This window comes from Streptomyces sp. NPDC047079 (assembly GCF_040643755.1).
In the GTDB taxonomy this organism is placed as follows: Bacteria; Actinomycetota; Actinomycetes; order Streptomycetales; family Streptomycetaceae; genus Streptomyces.
The window spans coordinates 194,539-209,726 of record NZ_JBEYUZ010000005.1 but is presented as its reverse complement, the minus strand read 5'-3'; the positions used below and the strand labels follow the sequence as shown (position 1 = coordinate 209,726).

The window sequence follows — 15,188 nt, the reverse complement described above, 5'->3', positions numbered from 1 at the left end:
ACCGTTGTGCAAGGCCGCACCCGGATGCGTGACCGGATCCGGAAGAAGCTGCTCCGAGGGGTGGGACGGCGGGGGCACGACCCTCCTATCCTGCTGTGTGGAACCGACCAGGATGAGCGGCGCGGCCGCCGGTCCGCGATAATTGCCATCCCGGTACTTGGCCGGCCGACCGGGTCGCGACAAGCGACGGCAGGGGACCAGGAGGTGCGCTTTCGTGGCAGGACAGGTGGCTGAGACGGACGTGGGCCTGGACCGGGACGTGTTCATGCGGACCCTGGTGCGGGAGCTGGCGACCTCGCTGGAATCGGTGGTGGGCCTGGAGGAAGCCTCCGGCTACATCTCCCTGGTCGGCCAGTCGGTCGGCTCGCAGATCAACGCCTCGTACACCACGGCCCTGAACGTGGAGCGGCTGACCCGTGAGCAGGTCGCGGACGTCCTGGTGGACCTCAAACAGCGTATCGAGGGGGACTTCTACCTCATCTCCCAGGACGACGAGAAGATCGTGCTGGGCAGCCGCAGCTGCCCGTTCGGCGACAAGGCGCTGGGCCGGGACTCGATGTGCATGATGACGTCGAACGTCTTCGGCATCATCGCCGCTCAGAACCTGGGCTACGCGCGGGTGGAACTGGAGGAGACCATCGCCCGCGGCCATGCGGGCTGCCGGGTCGTGGTCCATCTGAGCCCGAGGCTGGACGAGGAAGACGAACTGGTGACGCGGGAGTACTACGGCGACGCGGCGCAGCCGGCCGGAACCACCACGCCGCACGCGGCGGCAACCGCGCCGCCGGCAGCGGCCGTATGAGCCTGGCACTCTTCACCGCCGTCTCCCGGCTCGTGCCCCGCCCCATGCTCGTGTGCACCGCCTCCGGGCAGGTCCTGGCGGTGAATCCCGCTGCGACCCGGGCCGCGGCCTCGCTGCGGCCCGGGGCGAACCTGCTCGACCTGTCCCAGTCGGCGGCGGAACTGAACACCTGCCTTCGGCAGTGGCTGCGCACCGGCCACCCGCTTCCCGGCGCGTTGACCGTGCCCGGCGAGGACGGCAAGCCGGTGCGGTTCCGCAGCCACGGAGCCCGGGCTGCCTGGTGGACCGGGCCGGAGCCGGTGGTCCAGCTGCACCTGTCCCGTCTGGACCACGGGGACCGGTTCGTCGCGCTCAGTGAGCAGGTGCGGCTGCGGGACCAGCAGATGGCCTACCGGCGGGCGATCACCGCCCAGCAGGAGCGGCTCCTCGCCCAGGAGAAGGCCGCCCGCGAACGGATGCAGCGCCTGTACCGGCTCACCGCTGCGCTCGCGGCCAGTGTCACCGTGGGGGAGGTCTGCGAAGCCGTCTACAAGACGGCCCCCCAGGCCCTCAACGCTCATACGATTGTGCTGGAGCTGCACTCCAGCAGAATCGTGCCGCTCCTGGAGCCGGCGGCAGCGGCCGGCTCCACGGTGCCGGGCCCGGCCGTACCGCTGGAGGGGGCCCCTCTCGCGGCGAGCACCTCGATCGATCTCGATGCCCCAGACACTGCGCCGGTCCAGGCCCCTCAGGAGAACGCCGCGCGTGTGCCCCTCGAGGCGGAGGGAGTCGTCCTCGGCTACCTGACCGCCCATCACGAGCCGGACACCGTGCCCGACGACAAGCACACCACCGCCGTGGCCCAGCAGATCGCCCAGGCCGTGCGGCGTGCCGGGCTGTTCGAGCACGAGCACCGGCTCGCCGAACGCCTTCAGCGCAGTCTGCTGCCGGCTCTCCCGCATGTGCCCGGCCTGGACATCGCGGGTGGCTACGCACCGGGCAGCCACCTTGTCGACGTCGGCGGCGACTGGTACGACGTCCACCTGCTGGACGCCGACACCGTCGCCTTCACGATCGGCGACGTCGCCGGCCACGGTATCGCCCAGGCCACCACCATGGCGCAGATCACCACGGTGCTGCGCAGCATCGCCCGCCGCTGCGGCCACAATCCGCCGCAGGTCCTCGAGGAACTGAACGACTTCCTGGCCACCTATCACGACGGCCTGATGGCGACCGCCTGCTACGCCACCTACCACCGTCCCACCCGCACCCTGCGCTACGCCCGCGCCGGCCACCCCCCGTCCCTGCTGCTCCACCCCGACGGCAGCGGCCGCTATCTCGACCAGGCGCTCGCACCGCCCCTGGGCCCGGTCCGGCACGTCCGCTACCGCCAGCAGGAGGTCACCGTGCCCACGGGCGCCGCACTCGTGCTGTACACCGACGGGCTGGTCGAACGCCGCGGTGAGGCAATCGACGAGGGCCTGGCACGCCTGCGGCAACTGGCCGAGGCCACACCGGGGCTCACCGCCGGCGAGATCTGCGGTCTGCTGCTCCACGAGCAGCCGGACGCGGAGTTCCCGGACGACCGCGCCCTGCTGGTCGCGCGCTTCCCCGAGGACCGGATGGCCTCCTGAGCCACGGCCCGAAGCGGGGCGAGGCGGGGCGGCGGTACGGCACCACGAAGCGGACCTGGCGCGATGGCGGAATCCGCAGAACCGAGGGGTCAGCGGCCGAGGTAGAAGCGGATCGTGGTGCCCGGATCGCCGGTGTGGACACGGACGAGATCGGCGACATGATTGACCAGCAGCAGCCCGCGCCCGCCGGGCCGGCTGGGTGCCTGGGGGCGGCGTCCGGCCAGCGGATCGATCAGCTGCCCGGCGTCGTGCACCTCGCAGACGACCTGCTCGCCCTCCAGCCAGATCCGCAGCGTCCCGCCGCCGGCGCCGTGGACGACGCTGTTGGTGGTCAACTCCGCCACCGCGAGTGCCAGATCCTCCAGCTGAGGACCGGACAGCCCCATCCGCTTGCCGTGCCCCACGGCGAACTCACGCGCTGTGGACAGCTGCCCGCTGCCCTGGAAGGCGAACGTCTCGGCGCCCGGGGGCACCGGAAGCGTCTCGTTGTAGCGGGCGACCGCCGCCTCCGGGTCGTAGACGGCGGAAGGCGTCTCGCCGTACTCGTCGACGACCACCGGATGGGTGGCCCACGCGTCGTCGAGCACACCGCCTTCGAGCCCTGCGGCGTCGTACGGGCAAAGGATCGTCACCTCGCGCCCGGTGAACGCCGCGTTGATCAGCGCCTCGTGCTGCACACACGCCGCGTACTCCACCGTCGTACGGCCGGGCCAGATCGGTTCGCCGATGATCCGCACCCGCCCGCCGTTGTGGGGGTCGGCGAATCTGCGCAGCACTCCCGGAATGATCCGCCCCGGGTTGCGGCCCGCCTGGGTCATGTCCACGAAGTGCACCTCGTCGGCGCGCGCGCCCAGACCGTCCCTGATCAGCTCGAGGCGGTCCGGCGGCGCGGCCACGGCGACCGGCTCGCCCGCGGCGAGGCCGGCCAGAACGAAGGGGACCGTACCGGCCGTGTACTGCTGTGCGCCGCGGTAGAAAAGTGCCGGGTGGACGAACGCTTCCCGGGTGGTGACGTCGTCGGTCACGGTGCCACCTCGATCCCGCTCAGTCCGGGCCAGAAGATGTCGAGTACGCGTGCCATCTGCGGCGGCGGCCGGTGGACCACGATCCGCTGTCCCTCGGGCAGTGACCGTGCGGCCGTCACCAGGTCCGTCACCCCTGCCACGTCGATGAACGCCACCTCCGACAACTCCACGTGGAGGGGCGCCCCACGGTGCCGCGCCAGCAGGCCGAGCGCTTCCCGCCAGGTGTGCCGCGTGTGGAGGGTGACTTCCCCGACGACCCGCACACCGAGGCGTCCCGGGAGCGAATGGGCCTCGAGCGGGGCCTCGTGGCTCGGTGGCGCGGCGGAAGCTCCCCCGGATGCGACGTCCACGCTCCACCCCTCAGCTCGTGCCGGTCTCCGCACGAGCACCTTAGCCCGGTCGGCCCGCCACGACGGCTTTGCGGGCGACGCAACGTCGCCGTCTGCCTTTCTCTTCGGGCAACCACGAACGGGGCTGCGGCAGGCAGATGGGTCCCCGTCCGGCCGGACGGGGACCCATCTGAGGGCGTCCGACGTGTCAGCGCTTGAAGGCGTCCTTCGTCTTCTCCTTCGCCTGGCGAGCGTCGCCCTTGGACTTTTCGGCCTGGCCCTCGGCCGTCATCCTCTCGTTGCCGACCGCGCGGCCGACCGTCTCCTTGGCCTTGCCCTTGGCCTGTTCCATCTTCGCCTTGGCCTTCTGCTCTCCAGCCACGTTGCTCACTCCACGTCACGTTGACTACGGGTGCACTACACCGGGTGGCCCGCCGTCCAGTGTTCAAACCACCACCGGCCAATCGCTCGACATCCCTATGACAGCCGCCATGCCCTGTGCTATGACAGCTGTCATGACCGGCGGGCCGCCCGGACCCGCGGACGGGTCGGACCGGGCGAATCAGGCGAACATGGGGGCACGGTGAGTGACGACGCAGCCCGGTTGATGTGGGAGCTCGCCGAGCCGGTGCACGACCTCGTGTACTTCACGCCGGAGGCACGGCAAGCGGCGGACGATATCGGCATGCGGGGCTTTTGGATGGGGTACTTCGCCCTGCGCGCCGCTCCGTTGGGGCCGGTTCAGCCCGCGGTGGTGACCAGCAGCTTCTATGTGTTCCACCCCAGCCGGGTGACCCGGGCACTGCCGGACGCCTGGCGGTACTCGACGGTGGAGGACGTCCTCGCCGCGCGACAGCGGGGGGTCGACCTCGCCATGCGGCGGCTGTACGGGGAGGACGCCCTGTGCAGCGCCTCCATGACGGAGGCGGCGGACCTGGCCTGGGCCGCCGCCGAGGCGGCCGACACCGCGGGGCGGGTGCTCGGCGGCGCCAACCAGGCCCTCGAGCGCCCGGCCGAACCGCATGTGCGGCTGTGGCAGGCCACGACCACGCTCCGCGAACACCGTGGTGACGGGCATGTCGCCGTCCTGGTGAGCCGCGGCATCGGACCGGTCGAGGCGCTGGTCCTCAAGGCCGCCTCGGGTGAGTCGGACGGTGCGTTGCTGCGCGAGGGCCGGAAGTGGGACACCGCCACCTGGTACCGCACGGAGGCCGAGTTGCGGGCCCGGGGATGGATCGACGACAGCGGGCGGCTGACCGCCCGGGGAGCCGCCGAGCGCCGCGCGGTCGAGGAGGAGACCGACGCGGCGGCCGAGGGGCCGTGGCGGGCTCTGGGGCACGAGGCCACCGCGCGGCTGGCAGAGCTGCTGGCTCCGTGGGCCCGGACGGTGGTGGCGTCCGGACTCATCCCCTCCGGCAACCCGGTCGGGCTCACCGGTGCTGCCGCGCTGAGTGACTCCGGGGGACCCCCGCCCGGATCCATGACCTGACGGATGCGGGGCTTGTGACAGGGGCCGCCCGCACCTGGTTCACGGGCGGGCGCAAGCGCGGTCGGCCGCCCGGTTCACGCCTCTCGTCGGCATCCCGGTGGCCGCGTCACCTGTGCCGCAGCCTGTGACAGACGAGGGCGCGCTCGACGGCCGCCGCCATCGCCTGCTCGCCCTCGGCGTTGGGATGCAGGGGCGCGGCGGGCGTGGCGGGGGAGAGGGTCTCGATCCAGCGCTGCCCGGTCGGCCGGCACAGGTCGTGCCCGACGGTCGGTGTGTACGTGTCGACGTACACCGCTCCGTGCCGGTACGCCTCCCTGGCCAGCATCGCGTTGAGTTCCTTCTCCTTGTCCCGCAGATAGGGGAAGTCCCCCGCGGCGAAGGGGACCGAGTCGCCCGTACAGCCGACACCGTTCTCCGGGAACAGGTCCGGATAGCCCACCACCAGGATCCGGGCGTGCGGGGACCGCTGCCGGATACCGTGGATCACCCGGGCGATCTTCGGTGCCGTCTGCTCGACCGTCTCCGTCAGCCGGTCCCCGCCGCCCCCGGTGAAGAAGGCGCGGCACGGGGCACCCCCGGGATCCGAAGCGGTGAGGCGGGCACATGTACCGAGGACCGTGGTGAAGCCGACGTCGTTGCCGCCGATGCTGACGGTCACCAGGTCCGTCTTCCGGCTCAGAGCGGCGAATTGGGCCGCGGCGGTACCCTGAGGGGCCGTCATCTCGGCGGTGGTCGCCCCGGAACAGGTCGCGTCCGTCAGCCGTGCCCGCTCGAACGCGGCCACGAGCGCGGGGTAGTTGCGGTCGGACCGCTTGCAGTTCGCGTCCACCTGGTCGGGGACCCCCGGTGCCGACGCGTAGGAGTCGCCGAGGGCGACGTAGTCCGGGCGGTGTGCGCCGGCGGGGGCCGCACTCGCCGAAGTGGCGCCCGTGCCCGCCAGGGTGGCGACGCCGCTGATCACTGCCGCACTGAACGCCAACGCGCGTCTCGCACCGAGATTCCGTGCCTTCTTCGCCACGGCCGGTCCTTTCAGGGAGGGGGACAGGGGCCTCCGGCCGCTCGGCCGGAGCAGACGCCAGGTCAACTCGCTTGTTTCGAACGGGCTATGAGAATCACAGAGAACGCCGGTCGGCGGTAGCTTCCGTGCCATAACGAAGGGGCGGGCACGGTGCGCGCCCCGCTCGCACCAGGCGCCGGATCACGGTGACCCGTTCTGGAGGCGATGCGGACGGCCGCGGCCACGCAGGGCATCGTCCTGGACCCGGTCCACAGCGGCCGCGCCCTGGCCGGTCTGATCGCCGCCGTCAGGGACGGCGGCATCCGTCGCGGGGAGCGCACCGTGCTGGCTCAACACCGGCGGACTGCCGGGCTCGTTCGGCCACGCGGAGACCCTGCGGCGAACCGTCACCGCACTGCCCTCCCACCAGTTCGGCCGGCCCGGCGCCCGGCCTCCGCCTCAGGCGGTCACTCCGGGGTACTCGCCCCGGAGCCCTGTCCGGCCGGCCGAAGGGACACACCATGACCGCCCCCGCCGCGGAGGCGCTGCGACTTCACTTCGTCGGCAACGCCACCGTCCTCATCCGCTACGGAGAGCTGACACTGCTCACCGATCCGAACTTCCTGCACCGGGGCCAGCACGCCTACCTCGGCTACGGACTGGTCAGCCGACGCCTGACCGATCCGGGCCTCGACATACGGGACCTGCCGCCGGATCTCGACGCGGTGGTCCTCTCCCACCTGCACGGCGACCACTGGGACCGGGTCACCCGGCGCCATCTCGACCGCTCGCTGCCCGTGATCACCACTCCGCACGCCTCCCGGAGACTCCAGGGCCTGCACGGCTTCCACCGGGCCGTGGGCCTGCGCACCTGGCAGCGGGAGACGCTCACCCACGGCGGCAGCCGGGTGCGGATCACCGCCCTGCCGGGCCGTCACGCCGGAGACCCGGTCCTGCGCCGACTGCTGCCGCCGGTCATGGGGAGCCTGCTGGAGTTCGGTCCGGTGTCCGGCGGCGTACGGCACCGGATGTACGTGTCGGGCGACACCCTGTTGTTCGACGGCCTCGACGAGATCGGCTCCCGCTGGCCCGACATCGACCTGTCCGTGCTGCACCTCGGTGGCACCCGGCTCCCGGGCGGCTTCCTGGTGACCATGGACGCCGCCCAGGGTGCCGAACTGGCCCGGCGTCTGCGAGCGCGCCATGTGATGCCGGTCCACTACGGGGAGTACACGGTCATGAAGTCACCGCTGGAGGACTTCCTGGCCGAAGCCGGTCGATGTGGGTTCGCCGACCGGTTGGTCGTCTGCCGCCCCGGCGAGCATGCGACGCTCATCCCCGGAGCGGACCGCGCCACCGTCACCGTCTGAGGGGCATCGCACGGGGCCCGCCGTAGCGTGCTCGGCGATGTCAGGACGGGGGCTGCCGGCATGCGAGGAGCCGGTCGTCCCCGCCGCGCCGATCGGTGAGCGCACGGTCGACCTGCCGGTCCGTGCGTGACCGGCCGGTGGTCGGGTACGTTCCCCAGTGCATGGACGACAACGACCCCCTCGGCCTCGACGGCATCGCGTCCGCTCCCGTGGAGCGGACGATGGAGCGGCTGGCACTGATGAGCCGTGAAGAGGCGCATGATCTGCTACGGCTGCTGGCGACGGTCGCCGAGGAGGGCGGACCGCTGTCCGCGGAGGCGGAACGGCTCGGGCGGGAGATCGCGGCCCGGATCCCCTCGGAGAACTGAGCGCCGCCACCCCGCCGGGTCACTCATCACCGGCTGAGAGGGAGCCGTCACGCGAGGGAGGCATACGCAGGGCCAGAACGGCGACGTCGTCGTCGTTGTCGGCCGGCCGTGTGCGCTCCAGCAGCTGGTCGGCGAACGACTCCAGCGGGCGGCGGGCCAGCGCGGCGGCGTGCCGGCGCAGCCGGTCGAGTCCCTCGTCGAGGGAGCGGCCCGGCGATTCGATGAGACCGTCCGTGTACAGCAGCAGCGTCGACTCCGGCGGTAGCACCACGGTCGCGTCGGAGCGGCGCCGGCGAGGCGAGATGCCGAGGAGAGGGCCGTGGCCCTCGGTGAGGTACTCGGTCAGTCCCTCCCGGGTCACGAGCAGGGGCGGGGGATGGCCGGCGTTGGTCCACGACAGGGTCCACCGCCCGTCCTCGCCGACCGTCATCCGGGCGAAGACCGTGGTGGCCATGGCGACGTCGGTCAGGCGCGTCATCGCTGCGTCGAGCCACTCGAGTATGCGACTCGGCGGCTCCTTCTGGGACCAGGCGTAGGCGCGCAGCATGTTGCGCACCTGCGCCATGCCGGCCGCGGCGTCCAGATCGTGTCCGACGACGTCCCCGACGGCGAGCGCCGTTTCCCCGTCGGCGAGCGTGAACACGTCGTACCAGTCGCCGCCCACCTGGGAGGCGTCGGGGGAGGGCAGGTAGCGCGCGGTCATCCCCAGCCCGGGCAGGCGTGGCAGTTGGGGCAGCAGGTGACGCTGCATGGTCTCGGCGACCTTGCGTTGCCGTTGGTAGAGACGCGCGTTGTCCAGGGCCAGCCCCGCCCGGCGGGTGATGTCCTCCAGCAGCGCCACATCGGCGGGCGTGAACGCCTCGGGCCGCTCCGAACGCCCCAGGGTCAGGGCTCCGAGCACCTCGCGCAGGCCACGGATCGGGGCGATGGCGGCGGAATGCATACCGGTCGCCTCGAACAGACGGCGCTGTGCGACCGCGATCCCCGAGTCCGGCTCACGCTGGTAGGTCTCGGGGCCGGCCACGGTCGACGCGACGCCGCGCAGGGCGCGCGACAGCGGCATAGGGGATTCCTCCGGCACGGGCGGCATGGGCCCCTCCAGGTCTTCCCGGTGCACCAGGACGCCGCTCTCCGCATGCACCACGGCGGCGCGCCACACCTCGTCGCGCTCGGTGATCTGGTCGATGACGGCCCAGTCCGCCAGCCGCGGCACCACCAGGCCCACCAGCCGCCGCAGCGCCTCGTCCACGTCCAGGGTCGTGGTCAGCTGGGTCGTCGTCTCGGCCAGCAGGGCCAGGCGTTCCAGCTCGGCGAGCGGCGCGGTGGTCGGGTCCGGCTCGTGGCGGGGGATGTCGGCGGCCGCGTGGAAGAGCACCAGCGTGCCTGATCCCAGGTCACCCGTGTCGTACGGGGTGACCAGCCACGACACCGGCAGCATGGCGCCGTCCCCGCGGGCGAACCAGACGCCCCCTGCCTGCGCCGTCTGCCTACTCAGAAAGGCCGGTCTCATCGTGCACTGGGTCCGGGGCACAGGTTCCCCGTGGCGGTTGCGGTGCAGCAGGTCGTGGGCGTCGTACCCGAGGAGTTCCCCGGAGGAGCGCAGCAGCAGCTGCTCGGCATGGGAGTTGACGGCAATGATGTGTCCCTGCTCGTCGACGACGTAGGCGCCGGTGCCGAGGGCGTCGAGCGTCCCCGCCAGGGACTCCTGGGCGGCGTGCCGATACGGCTCGTCGACGGTGTCCGTGTCGTTTAGGTCCGTCACCTTGAGCCTCCTCCCCCGATGCCGTGGTCAGCGATGCCGGCACTTGCCCGCGCAGGTACCGATCGCACTCGCTGCCGATATTCTCACCAGTTTCCCGAGCACCACGCGGGCACCGGCCCCCGGGCCCCGAATCAATCAGACCACCGGACCACCGGACAATCAGGCCATCGGCGGGCAGCGCGTCACGCCGGACTCTACGTCATACGGGCCCGTGCTCCGCCGGGCCTCTCCGGGGAGTACTCACGCCCGGGCCCGAGCCCGGTGGCGAAAGACGGTCCGGGGGCGCGTAGGACGTCGGCCCAGGGGTACCGGAGAGGGGTCGCGCTCCGCGGCTTCGCCGTGGAGGTCCCCGTGCAGCGGATGCCGGACACCGGCGTCCGACCTCGCGACACAGCTCCGCGACGGCATACGAAGCGTCGGCCCGGGCGACAGCGGAATCCGGAAACATGCGACCGACGCCCCTCGGTGCGGCTTCGACCCGCGCATCGACGAGGGTCATGTCCTATCTCTCCCGGACGGACCGGCCGGGTTCCCCGTTCCAGTGGACCGGCCCGGCGGCAGCCCGGGAGTTCCCCGGCGCTACCCGCCAGGGCGATCCGCCGGTGCCGTAGGCGCCCATCGGTCGCAAGCCCCGCCTCCTCGGTCTTCGGCGCTGCGATCAGATGAGGACGTCATGAACGCACACCACCAATCCACGCCCCACCGCCTCGCCCGCGCCCTCGGCTGGCTCAGCCTCGGCCTGGGAGGCGCCCAACTCACGGCTCCGGACGCCGTCCGGAAGCTGACGGGCGTCGACGACTCCCAGGTGTCCCGGGTCCTGGTCCCCATGGCGGGTGTCCGCGAACTCCTGCACGCCGGGCTCCTGCTGGGCAGCCGCGAGCCCGCCCCCTGGGTCTGGACCCGCGTCGCGGGCGATGTGATGGACCTGGCGGCCCTGGGCCGCGCCCTGAGCTCCCGCAGTGGCGGGCGCGGGCTCCGGACGGGTGTCGTCACAGCCGCTGTCACCGCCCTGACCGCACTCGACGTGTACACGGCGGCGGTCGGAACGGGAGGCCCGACCCGTCGCCGGGACGACGAACACGCCATGGAGGCACACGGGGCCATCACCGTCAACCGCCCGCGGGCGCAGGTCTACCGCTTCTGGCACGACTTCACCAACCTGCCCCGGTTCATGGCCCACCTGGAGTCCGTCGAGCCACGTGGCGACGGGCGCTCTCACTGGAGGGCGCGGGGGCCGCTGAAGCAGACCGTGGAATGGGATGCCGACATCGTCGAGGACCGGCCCGGAAAGCTCATCGCCTGGCGGTCGGTCGGCCGCACCGCGGTGGAGAACCACGGTTCGGTGCAGTTCGCGGACGCGCCCGGCGGGCGCGGCACCGAACTACGGGTGCGCCTGACCTACGAGCCCCGAGCCGGCCGGGTCGGCACCGCGTTCGCCAAGCTCCTGGGTGAGCACCCGGAACAGCAGGTCAACGACGACCTGCGCCGGCTCAAGCAGGTGCTGGAGACGGGGGAAGTGGTCCGCTCCGAGGGCAGCCCCGAGGGCACGCTCGCCGTGCGCCTGCTCAGGCAGCGCCCGGCCCGGCCCCTGGCTTCCGCCTGACCACGGCCACCGCGCGTCGACGGCAGCCGGAAGCCCGGCTGCGGAAAGGACATCTGATGAAGGCCAACTGCTGGACCGGACGCAACTCGGTTGAGGTGACCGAGGTCCCCGACCCCAAGATCCTCAATCCCAGGGACGCGATCCTCCGCATCACCTCCACGGCGATCTGCGGCTCCGACCTCCATCTGTACGACGGCTACATCCCCACCATGGAGAAAGGCGACGTCCTCGGTCACGAGTTCATGGGCGAGATCGTCGAGGTGGGCCCGGAGGTGACCGACCTCAAGGTCGGCGACCGGGTCGTCGTGCCCTTCCCCATCGCCTGCGGACACTGCTGGGCCTGTGAGCACCAGCTGTACTCGGTGTGCGAGAACTCCAATCCCAACGCGGGCCTCGCGGAGAAGATCATGGGGCACAGCCCCGGCGGCATCTTCGGCTACTCCCATATGCTCGGCGGCTACGCGGGCGGGCAGGCGGAGTACGCGCGCGTGCCGTTCGCGGACATCGGGCCCATCAGGATCGACGACGAACTGCCCGACGAACAGGTTCTCTTCCTCTCCGACATCCTGCCCACCGGCTACATGGGCGCGGAGATGTGCGACATCAAGCCGGGTGACGTCGTCGCCGTCTGGGGCGCGGGCCCGGTCGGCCAGTTCGCCGCCGCCAGCGCCTATCTGCTGGGCGCCGAGCGGGTCATCGTCGTCGACCGCTTCCCTTACCGGCTCGACCGGATCAAGGAGTACGCCGGCGCCGAGACCCTCGACTACGAGGCGGTCGACGTGCTGGACGCCCTCGCCGAGATGACGGCCGGCCGGGGTCCCGACGCGTGCATCGACGCGGTCGGCATGGAGGCCCACCACCCCACCGGTCCCCTCCACGCCTACGACCGCGCCAAGCAGGCCGCACGGCTGGAGACCGAACGCCCGCACGCCCTGCGCGAGGCCATCCTGGCCTGCCGCAACGGCGGAACCGTCTCCGTGATCGGTGTCTACGGCGGTTTCCTCGACAAGTTCCCCATGGGCAGTCTGATGAACCGGTCGATCACGCTGCGCGGCGCCCAGTGCCATGTGCACCGCTATCTGCGCCTGCTGCTCGACCGCATCCGCGACGGCGACATCGACCCCAGCTTCGTCATCTCGCACCGGCTGCCGCTGGATCAGGCCCCCCAGGGCTACGAGATGTTCAAGCACAAGGAGAACGAGTGCAACAAGGTCGTGCTCACCCCCTAGCCGAGGCGGACCCACGGCGCCCATAGCCCGGCGCTCCCTCACCCCGGCCGGAACCCCCACCGGCCGGGGCCGTCGTGGCTCTGGTCCCGGTCCGCTCCCGGTCCGGTCGTCCGGGGACCTGCCGCACAGCCGGGCGGCGACCGGAACAGCGGGCCTTGCGACCGGCGTTACCGTGACGGCGGCATAGGAACGATCAAGGCGGTCGGCATGCACGGCGAGTACAAGGTCCCCGGGGGCAAGCTGGTGGTGGTCGATCTCGACGACCACGACGGTGTCCTGCGCAACGTCCGCGTCGCGGGCGACTTCTTCCTGGAACCCGACGAGGCTCTACTGGCCATCGACCGCGCTCTGGAGGGAGCCCCCGCCACCACGGAGGCCCCCGAACTCGCCGAGCGCATCCGAGCGGGCCTGCCCGAGGGCACCGTCATGTACGGCCTGACCCCCGAGGGCGTCGCGACAGCCGTACGCCGTGCGCTCGCCCAGGCCACCGACTGGACCGACTACGACTGGCAGCTCATCCACGAGGAGCCCCAGCCACCCGCCCTGCACATGGCGCTCGACGAGGTCCTCACCGCAGAGGTGGCCGCCGGGCGCAGACCGCCGACCCTGCGGGTGTGGGAGTGGGGCGGCCCGGCCGTCGTCATCGGCAGCTTCCAGTCCCTGAGCAACGAGGTCGACGCGGAGGCCGCCGACCGGCACGGGATGACCGTCGTACGGCGCATCTCCGGCGGAGGCGCCATGTTCGTGGAGCCCGGCAACACCATCACCTACTCGCTCTCCGTGCCTACCTCCCTCGTGTCGGGACTGTCCTTCGCCGACTCCTACGCCTACCTGGACGACTGGGTGCTGGGCGCACTGGACGACATGGGCATCAAGGCCTGGTACCAGCCCCTCAACGACATCGCCACCGACGCGGGCAAGATCGCCGGAGCCGCGCAGAAGAGGATGGTGGGCCCGGAAGGCGGCCCGGGCGCGGTTCTGCACCACGTGACGATGTCCTACGACATCGACGCGGACAAGATGCTCGAGGTGCTGCGCATCGGCCGGGAGAAGCTGTCGGACAAGGGCATCCGCAGCGCCAAGAAGCGGGTCGACCCGCTGAGGCGGCAGACCGGGCTGTCCAGGGAGGCCGTCATCGACCGCATGATCCGTTCCTTCGGGGCGCGCTACGGCCTCAGCCAGGGCCGACTCAGCCCGCAGGAGCGGGAGCGGGCCGAGGCGCTGGCCGCCACGAAGTTCTCCGCTCCGGAATGGACCGCCCGCGTGCCGTAGCAGCGCGCCTCACCCGTGCCCCCGCAGGCGTCAGCCCCACAGCGGATAGGTCACCATACGGTCGAACCCCTCGGGCCTCGTGTCGGTGTAGACGAGGCTCATCTGGGTGTAGTGCTGCACCTGTGGATCCTTCTTCCAGGGCTGCGGGTGGTCGAGCCGCACGATCACCGGATACGCGTGGAACCTGCCCGCCGCGCAGTACGGCTTGCAGTCGTTGACCACGTTGACGCCGCTGGCCGTCGCCGAGCCCGGGTCCCAGTGCGACCAGCGGAGCGAGGAGAGGCTGCTGTTGCCGTCCCCGCAGGCGAGCAGGAAGTCGGCGGGGCGTACCTGCGGGTGCCAGACGCAGTCGACGATCACGGGACGCGCGGACTGCCCCTGGGGGATGTGCCCGGCCGGTGGGGCGGCGGAGGCCGTCCCCATGGCTGCTGCGAGCAAGGCGACGGCACCCAGAGTGACCGCCGTTTTCACGTTGTGCATCCGCATGTTCGCTCCAGGCCGTCGGTACAGGCGCTCCGTAACGACGCTACGACCGTGACAGGGCAACGCACCACTCGTACGCGCCACGTCGGTCACCAGAGCTTGTCGATCTCCCCGGGATACAGCTCGACACGGCTGTCGTGGAACGACGTGCGGCGCTGCCGAGCCCTGGCCGAGAAGAAGCCGCCCAGGGTGACCTTGTCGAAGCCGGGCCGGTCGCTGGGGAACGGGTCCTGTGGTGTCCCGCCGATCAGCACCGCACCGGGAAGCGGCTGCCAGCCCGCACCCTCGTAGAACGCCTGGAGCGGGCGGTCGCAGGTGAAGAGCCCGAGATCCGGCTTCCGGGCGATCATCGTCTCCCTGGCCGCGGCGACCAGGCGACGCCCGTGTCCGAGGCCACGTCGCTCCTGCCGCGTCACCACCGTGCTCAGTCCTCCGGCGGCGTAGTGCTCGCCCGCGTGAGAGATCTCCTTGGACAGGATGTCCAAAGCGGCCAGCACCGTCCCTTCGTCCACGAGGAGCATGGACAACGGCCGAAGCTCGGGATCGTGGGTCGGGACGTGGGAAGCGGGGACCGGACCGCCGGCGGACGGCCAGGCCTGCTCCTGGAGGTCGCGCACCTGTGTGCGCAGTTCGGGCGGGGTGGCCTCTTCGGGGAACGACAGGATCTGCACGCGCTGATTCTCGTGACCCAGCAGGTGAGCGCAAGCGTTTTTCCAGGGGCGGGCCCGCACCAGGCCCTTTCCGCCCGTCGCTGCGACGTCCCCTCGGCCGAGCGGCAGACAGGATGCTCAAGGAATTTCCTCTTGTCAAACGGCCCAGAGGAATTCACCCGTTCGGGCCAGCAGC

At 71.5% G+C, this 15,188-nt stretch carries 15 protein-coding genes; 8 read left to right on the top strand and 7 right to left on the bottom strand.

The features are described from left to right. Window positions 1-214 precede the first annotated feature (214 nt). On the top strand, window positions 215-802 hold the full coding sequence (locus tag ABZ823_RS10120; protein ID WP_361656394.1) for a methanogen output domain 1-containing protein: 588 nt from the start codon (window positions 215-217) through the stop codon (window positions 800-802). Then, complete coding sequence (locus tag ABZ823_RS10115) at window positions 799-2,415, top strand: SpoIIE family protein phosphatase (RefSeq protein WP_361656391.1); 1,617 nt, start codon at window positions 799-801, stop codon at window positions 2,413-2,415. Before ABZ823_RS10120 ends, ABZ823_RS10115 begins: the two co-directional genes overlap by 4 nt. Before the next feature lie 89 nt (window positions 2,416-2,504). On the opposite strand, the gene ABZ823_RS10110 is transcribed toward ABZ823_RS10115, so the two are convergent. The 3 genes from ABZ823_RS10110 to ABZ823_RS10100 form a co-directional block, all read right to left on the bottom strand. Next, window positions 2,505-3,440: an anti-sigma factor RsbA family regulatory protein gene (locus tag ABZ823_RS10110; protein ID WP_361656388.1), complete on the bottom strand. Its 936-nt coding sequence runs from the start codon at window positions 3,438-3,440 to the stop codon at window positions 2,505-2,507. Next, window positions 3,437-3,790: an STAS domain-containing protein gene (locus ABZ823_RS10105; RefSeq protein ID WP_361656385.1), complete on the bottom strand. Its 354-nt coding sequence runs from the start codon at window positions 3,788-3,790 to the stop codon at window positions 3,437-3,439. The genes ABZ823_RS10110 and ABZ823_RS10105 overlap by 4 nt, the downstream gene beginning before the upstream one ends. A gap of 187 nt (window positions 3,791-3,977) precedes the next feature. Beyond that, window positions 3,978-4,151, bottom strand: a complete 174-nt coding sequence (locus tag ABZ823_RS10100; protein WP_361656382.1) for a CsbD family protein — start codon at window positions 4,149-4,151, stop codon at window positions 3,978-3,980. Window positions 4,152-4,352: 201 nt separating this feature from the next. Between ABZ823_RS10100 and ABZ823_RS10095 the strand changes: the two genes are divergently transcribed. Then, window positions 4,353-5,258: a hypothetical protein gene (locus ABZ823_RS10095; protein WP_361656379.1), complete on the top strand. Its 906-nt coding sequence runs from the start codon at window positions 4,353-4,355 to the stop codon at window positions 5,256-5,258. Window positions 5,259-5,364: 106 nt separating this feature from the next. Here ABZ823_RS10095 and ABZ823_RS10090 read toward each other — a convergent pair whose 3' ends face one another. Further along, window positions 5,365-6,276, bottom strand: coding sequence for an SGNH/GDSL hydrolase family protein (locus ABZ823_RS10090; protein WP_361656376.1), 912 nt, complete (start codon window positions 6,274-6,276; stop codon window positions 5,365-5,367). A gap of 500 nt (window positions 6,277-6,776) precedes the next feature. On the opposite strand from ABZ823_RS10090, the gene ABZ823_RS10085 reads away from it, so the two are divergent. Together ABZ823_RS10085 and ABZ823_RS10080 are read left to right on the top strand one after the other, a co-directional pair. Then, window positions 6,777-7,625 (top strand): MBL fold metallo-hydrolase, encoded by an 849-nt coding sequence (locus tag ABZ823_RS10085; protein ID WP_361656373.1) that lies wholly within the window; start codon window positions 6,777-6,779, stop codon window positions 7,623-7,625. A 161-nt stretch (window positions 7,626-7,786) separates the two neighbouring features. Then, window positions 7,787-7,993, top strand: a complete 207-nt coding sequence (locus ABZ823_RS10080) for a DUF6417 family protein (RefSeq protein WP_361656370.1) — start codon at window positions 7,787-7,789, stop codon at window positions 7,991-7,993. Window positions 7,994-8,012: 19 nt separating this feature from the next. Here ABZ823_RS10080 and ABZ823_RS10075 read toward each other — a convergent pair whose 3' ends face one another. Then, window positions 8,013-9,692, bottom strand: a complete 1,680-nt coding sequence (locus ABZ823_RS10075) for a SpoIIE family protein phosphatase (RefSeq protein ID WP_361656857.1) — start codon at window positions 9,690-9,692, stop codon at window positions 8,013-8,015. A gap of 736 nt (window positions 9,693-10,428) precedes the next feature. On the opposite strand from ABZ823_RS10075, the gene ABZ823_RS10070 reads away from it, so the two are divergent. From ABZ823_RS10070 to ABZ823_RS10060, 3 genes are all read left to right on the top strand, one after another. Further along, window positions 10,429-11,358: an SRPBCC family protein gene (locus tag ABZ823_RS10070; RefSeq protein WP_361656367.1), complete on the top strand. Its 930-nt coding sequence runs from the start codon at window positions 10,429-10,431 to the stop codon at window positions 11,356-11,358. A 56-nt stretch (window positions 11,359-11,414) separates the two neighbouring features. After that, window positions 11,415-12,587 carry a zinc-dependent alcohol dehydrogenase gene (locus ABZ823_RS10065; RefSeq protein ID WP_361656364.1) on the top strand — a complete coding sequence of 391 codons (1,173 nt, stop codon included), beginning with the start codon at window positions 11,415-11,417 and terminating at the stop codon, window positions 12,585-12,587. A 207-nt stretch (window positions 12,588-12,794) separates the two neighbouring features. Continuing rightward, the gene (locus ABZ823_RS10060) at window positions 12,795-13,859 is read left to right on the top strand and encodes a biotin/lipoate A/B protein ligase family protein (RefSeq protein WP_361656361.1); all 1,065 of its coding nucleotides are present in this window, start codon (window positions 12,795-12,797) and stop codon (window positions 13,857-13,859) included. 30 nt (window positions 13,860-13,889) lie between these two features. Here the strand turns inward: ABZ823_RS10060 and ABZ823_RS10055 are convergent, their stop codons facing one another. Beyond that, window positions 13,890-14,345, bottom strand: coding sequence for a hypothetical protein (locus ABZ823_RS10055; RefSeq protein ID WP_361656359.1), 456 nt, complete (start codon window positions 14,343-14,345; stop codon window positions 13,890-13,892). An 86-nt stretch (window positions 14,346-14,431) separates the two neighbouring features. After that, window positions 14,432-15,013 (bottom strand): GNAT family N-acetyltransferase, encoded by a 582-nt coding sequence (locus ABZ823_RS10050; RefSeq protein WP_361656356.1) that lies wholly within the window; start codon window positions 15,011-15,013, stop codon window positions 14,432-14,434. Between the last annotated feature and the right edge of the window lie 175 nt (window positions 15,014-15,188).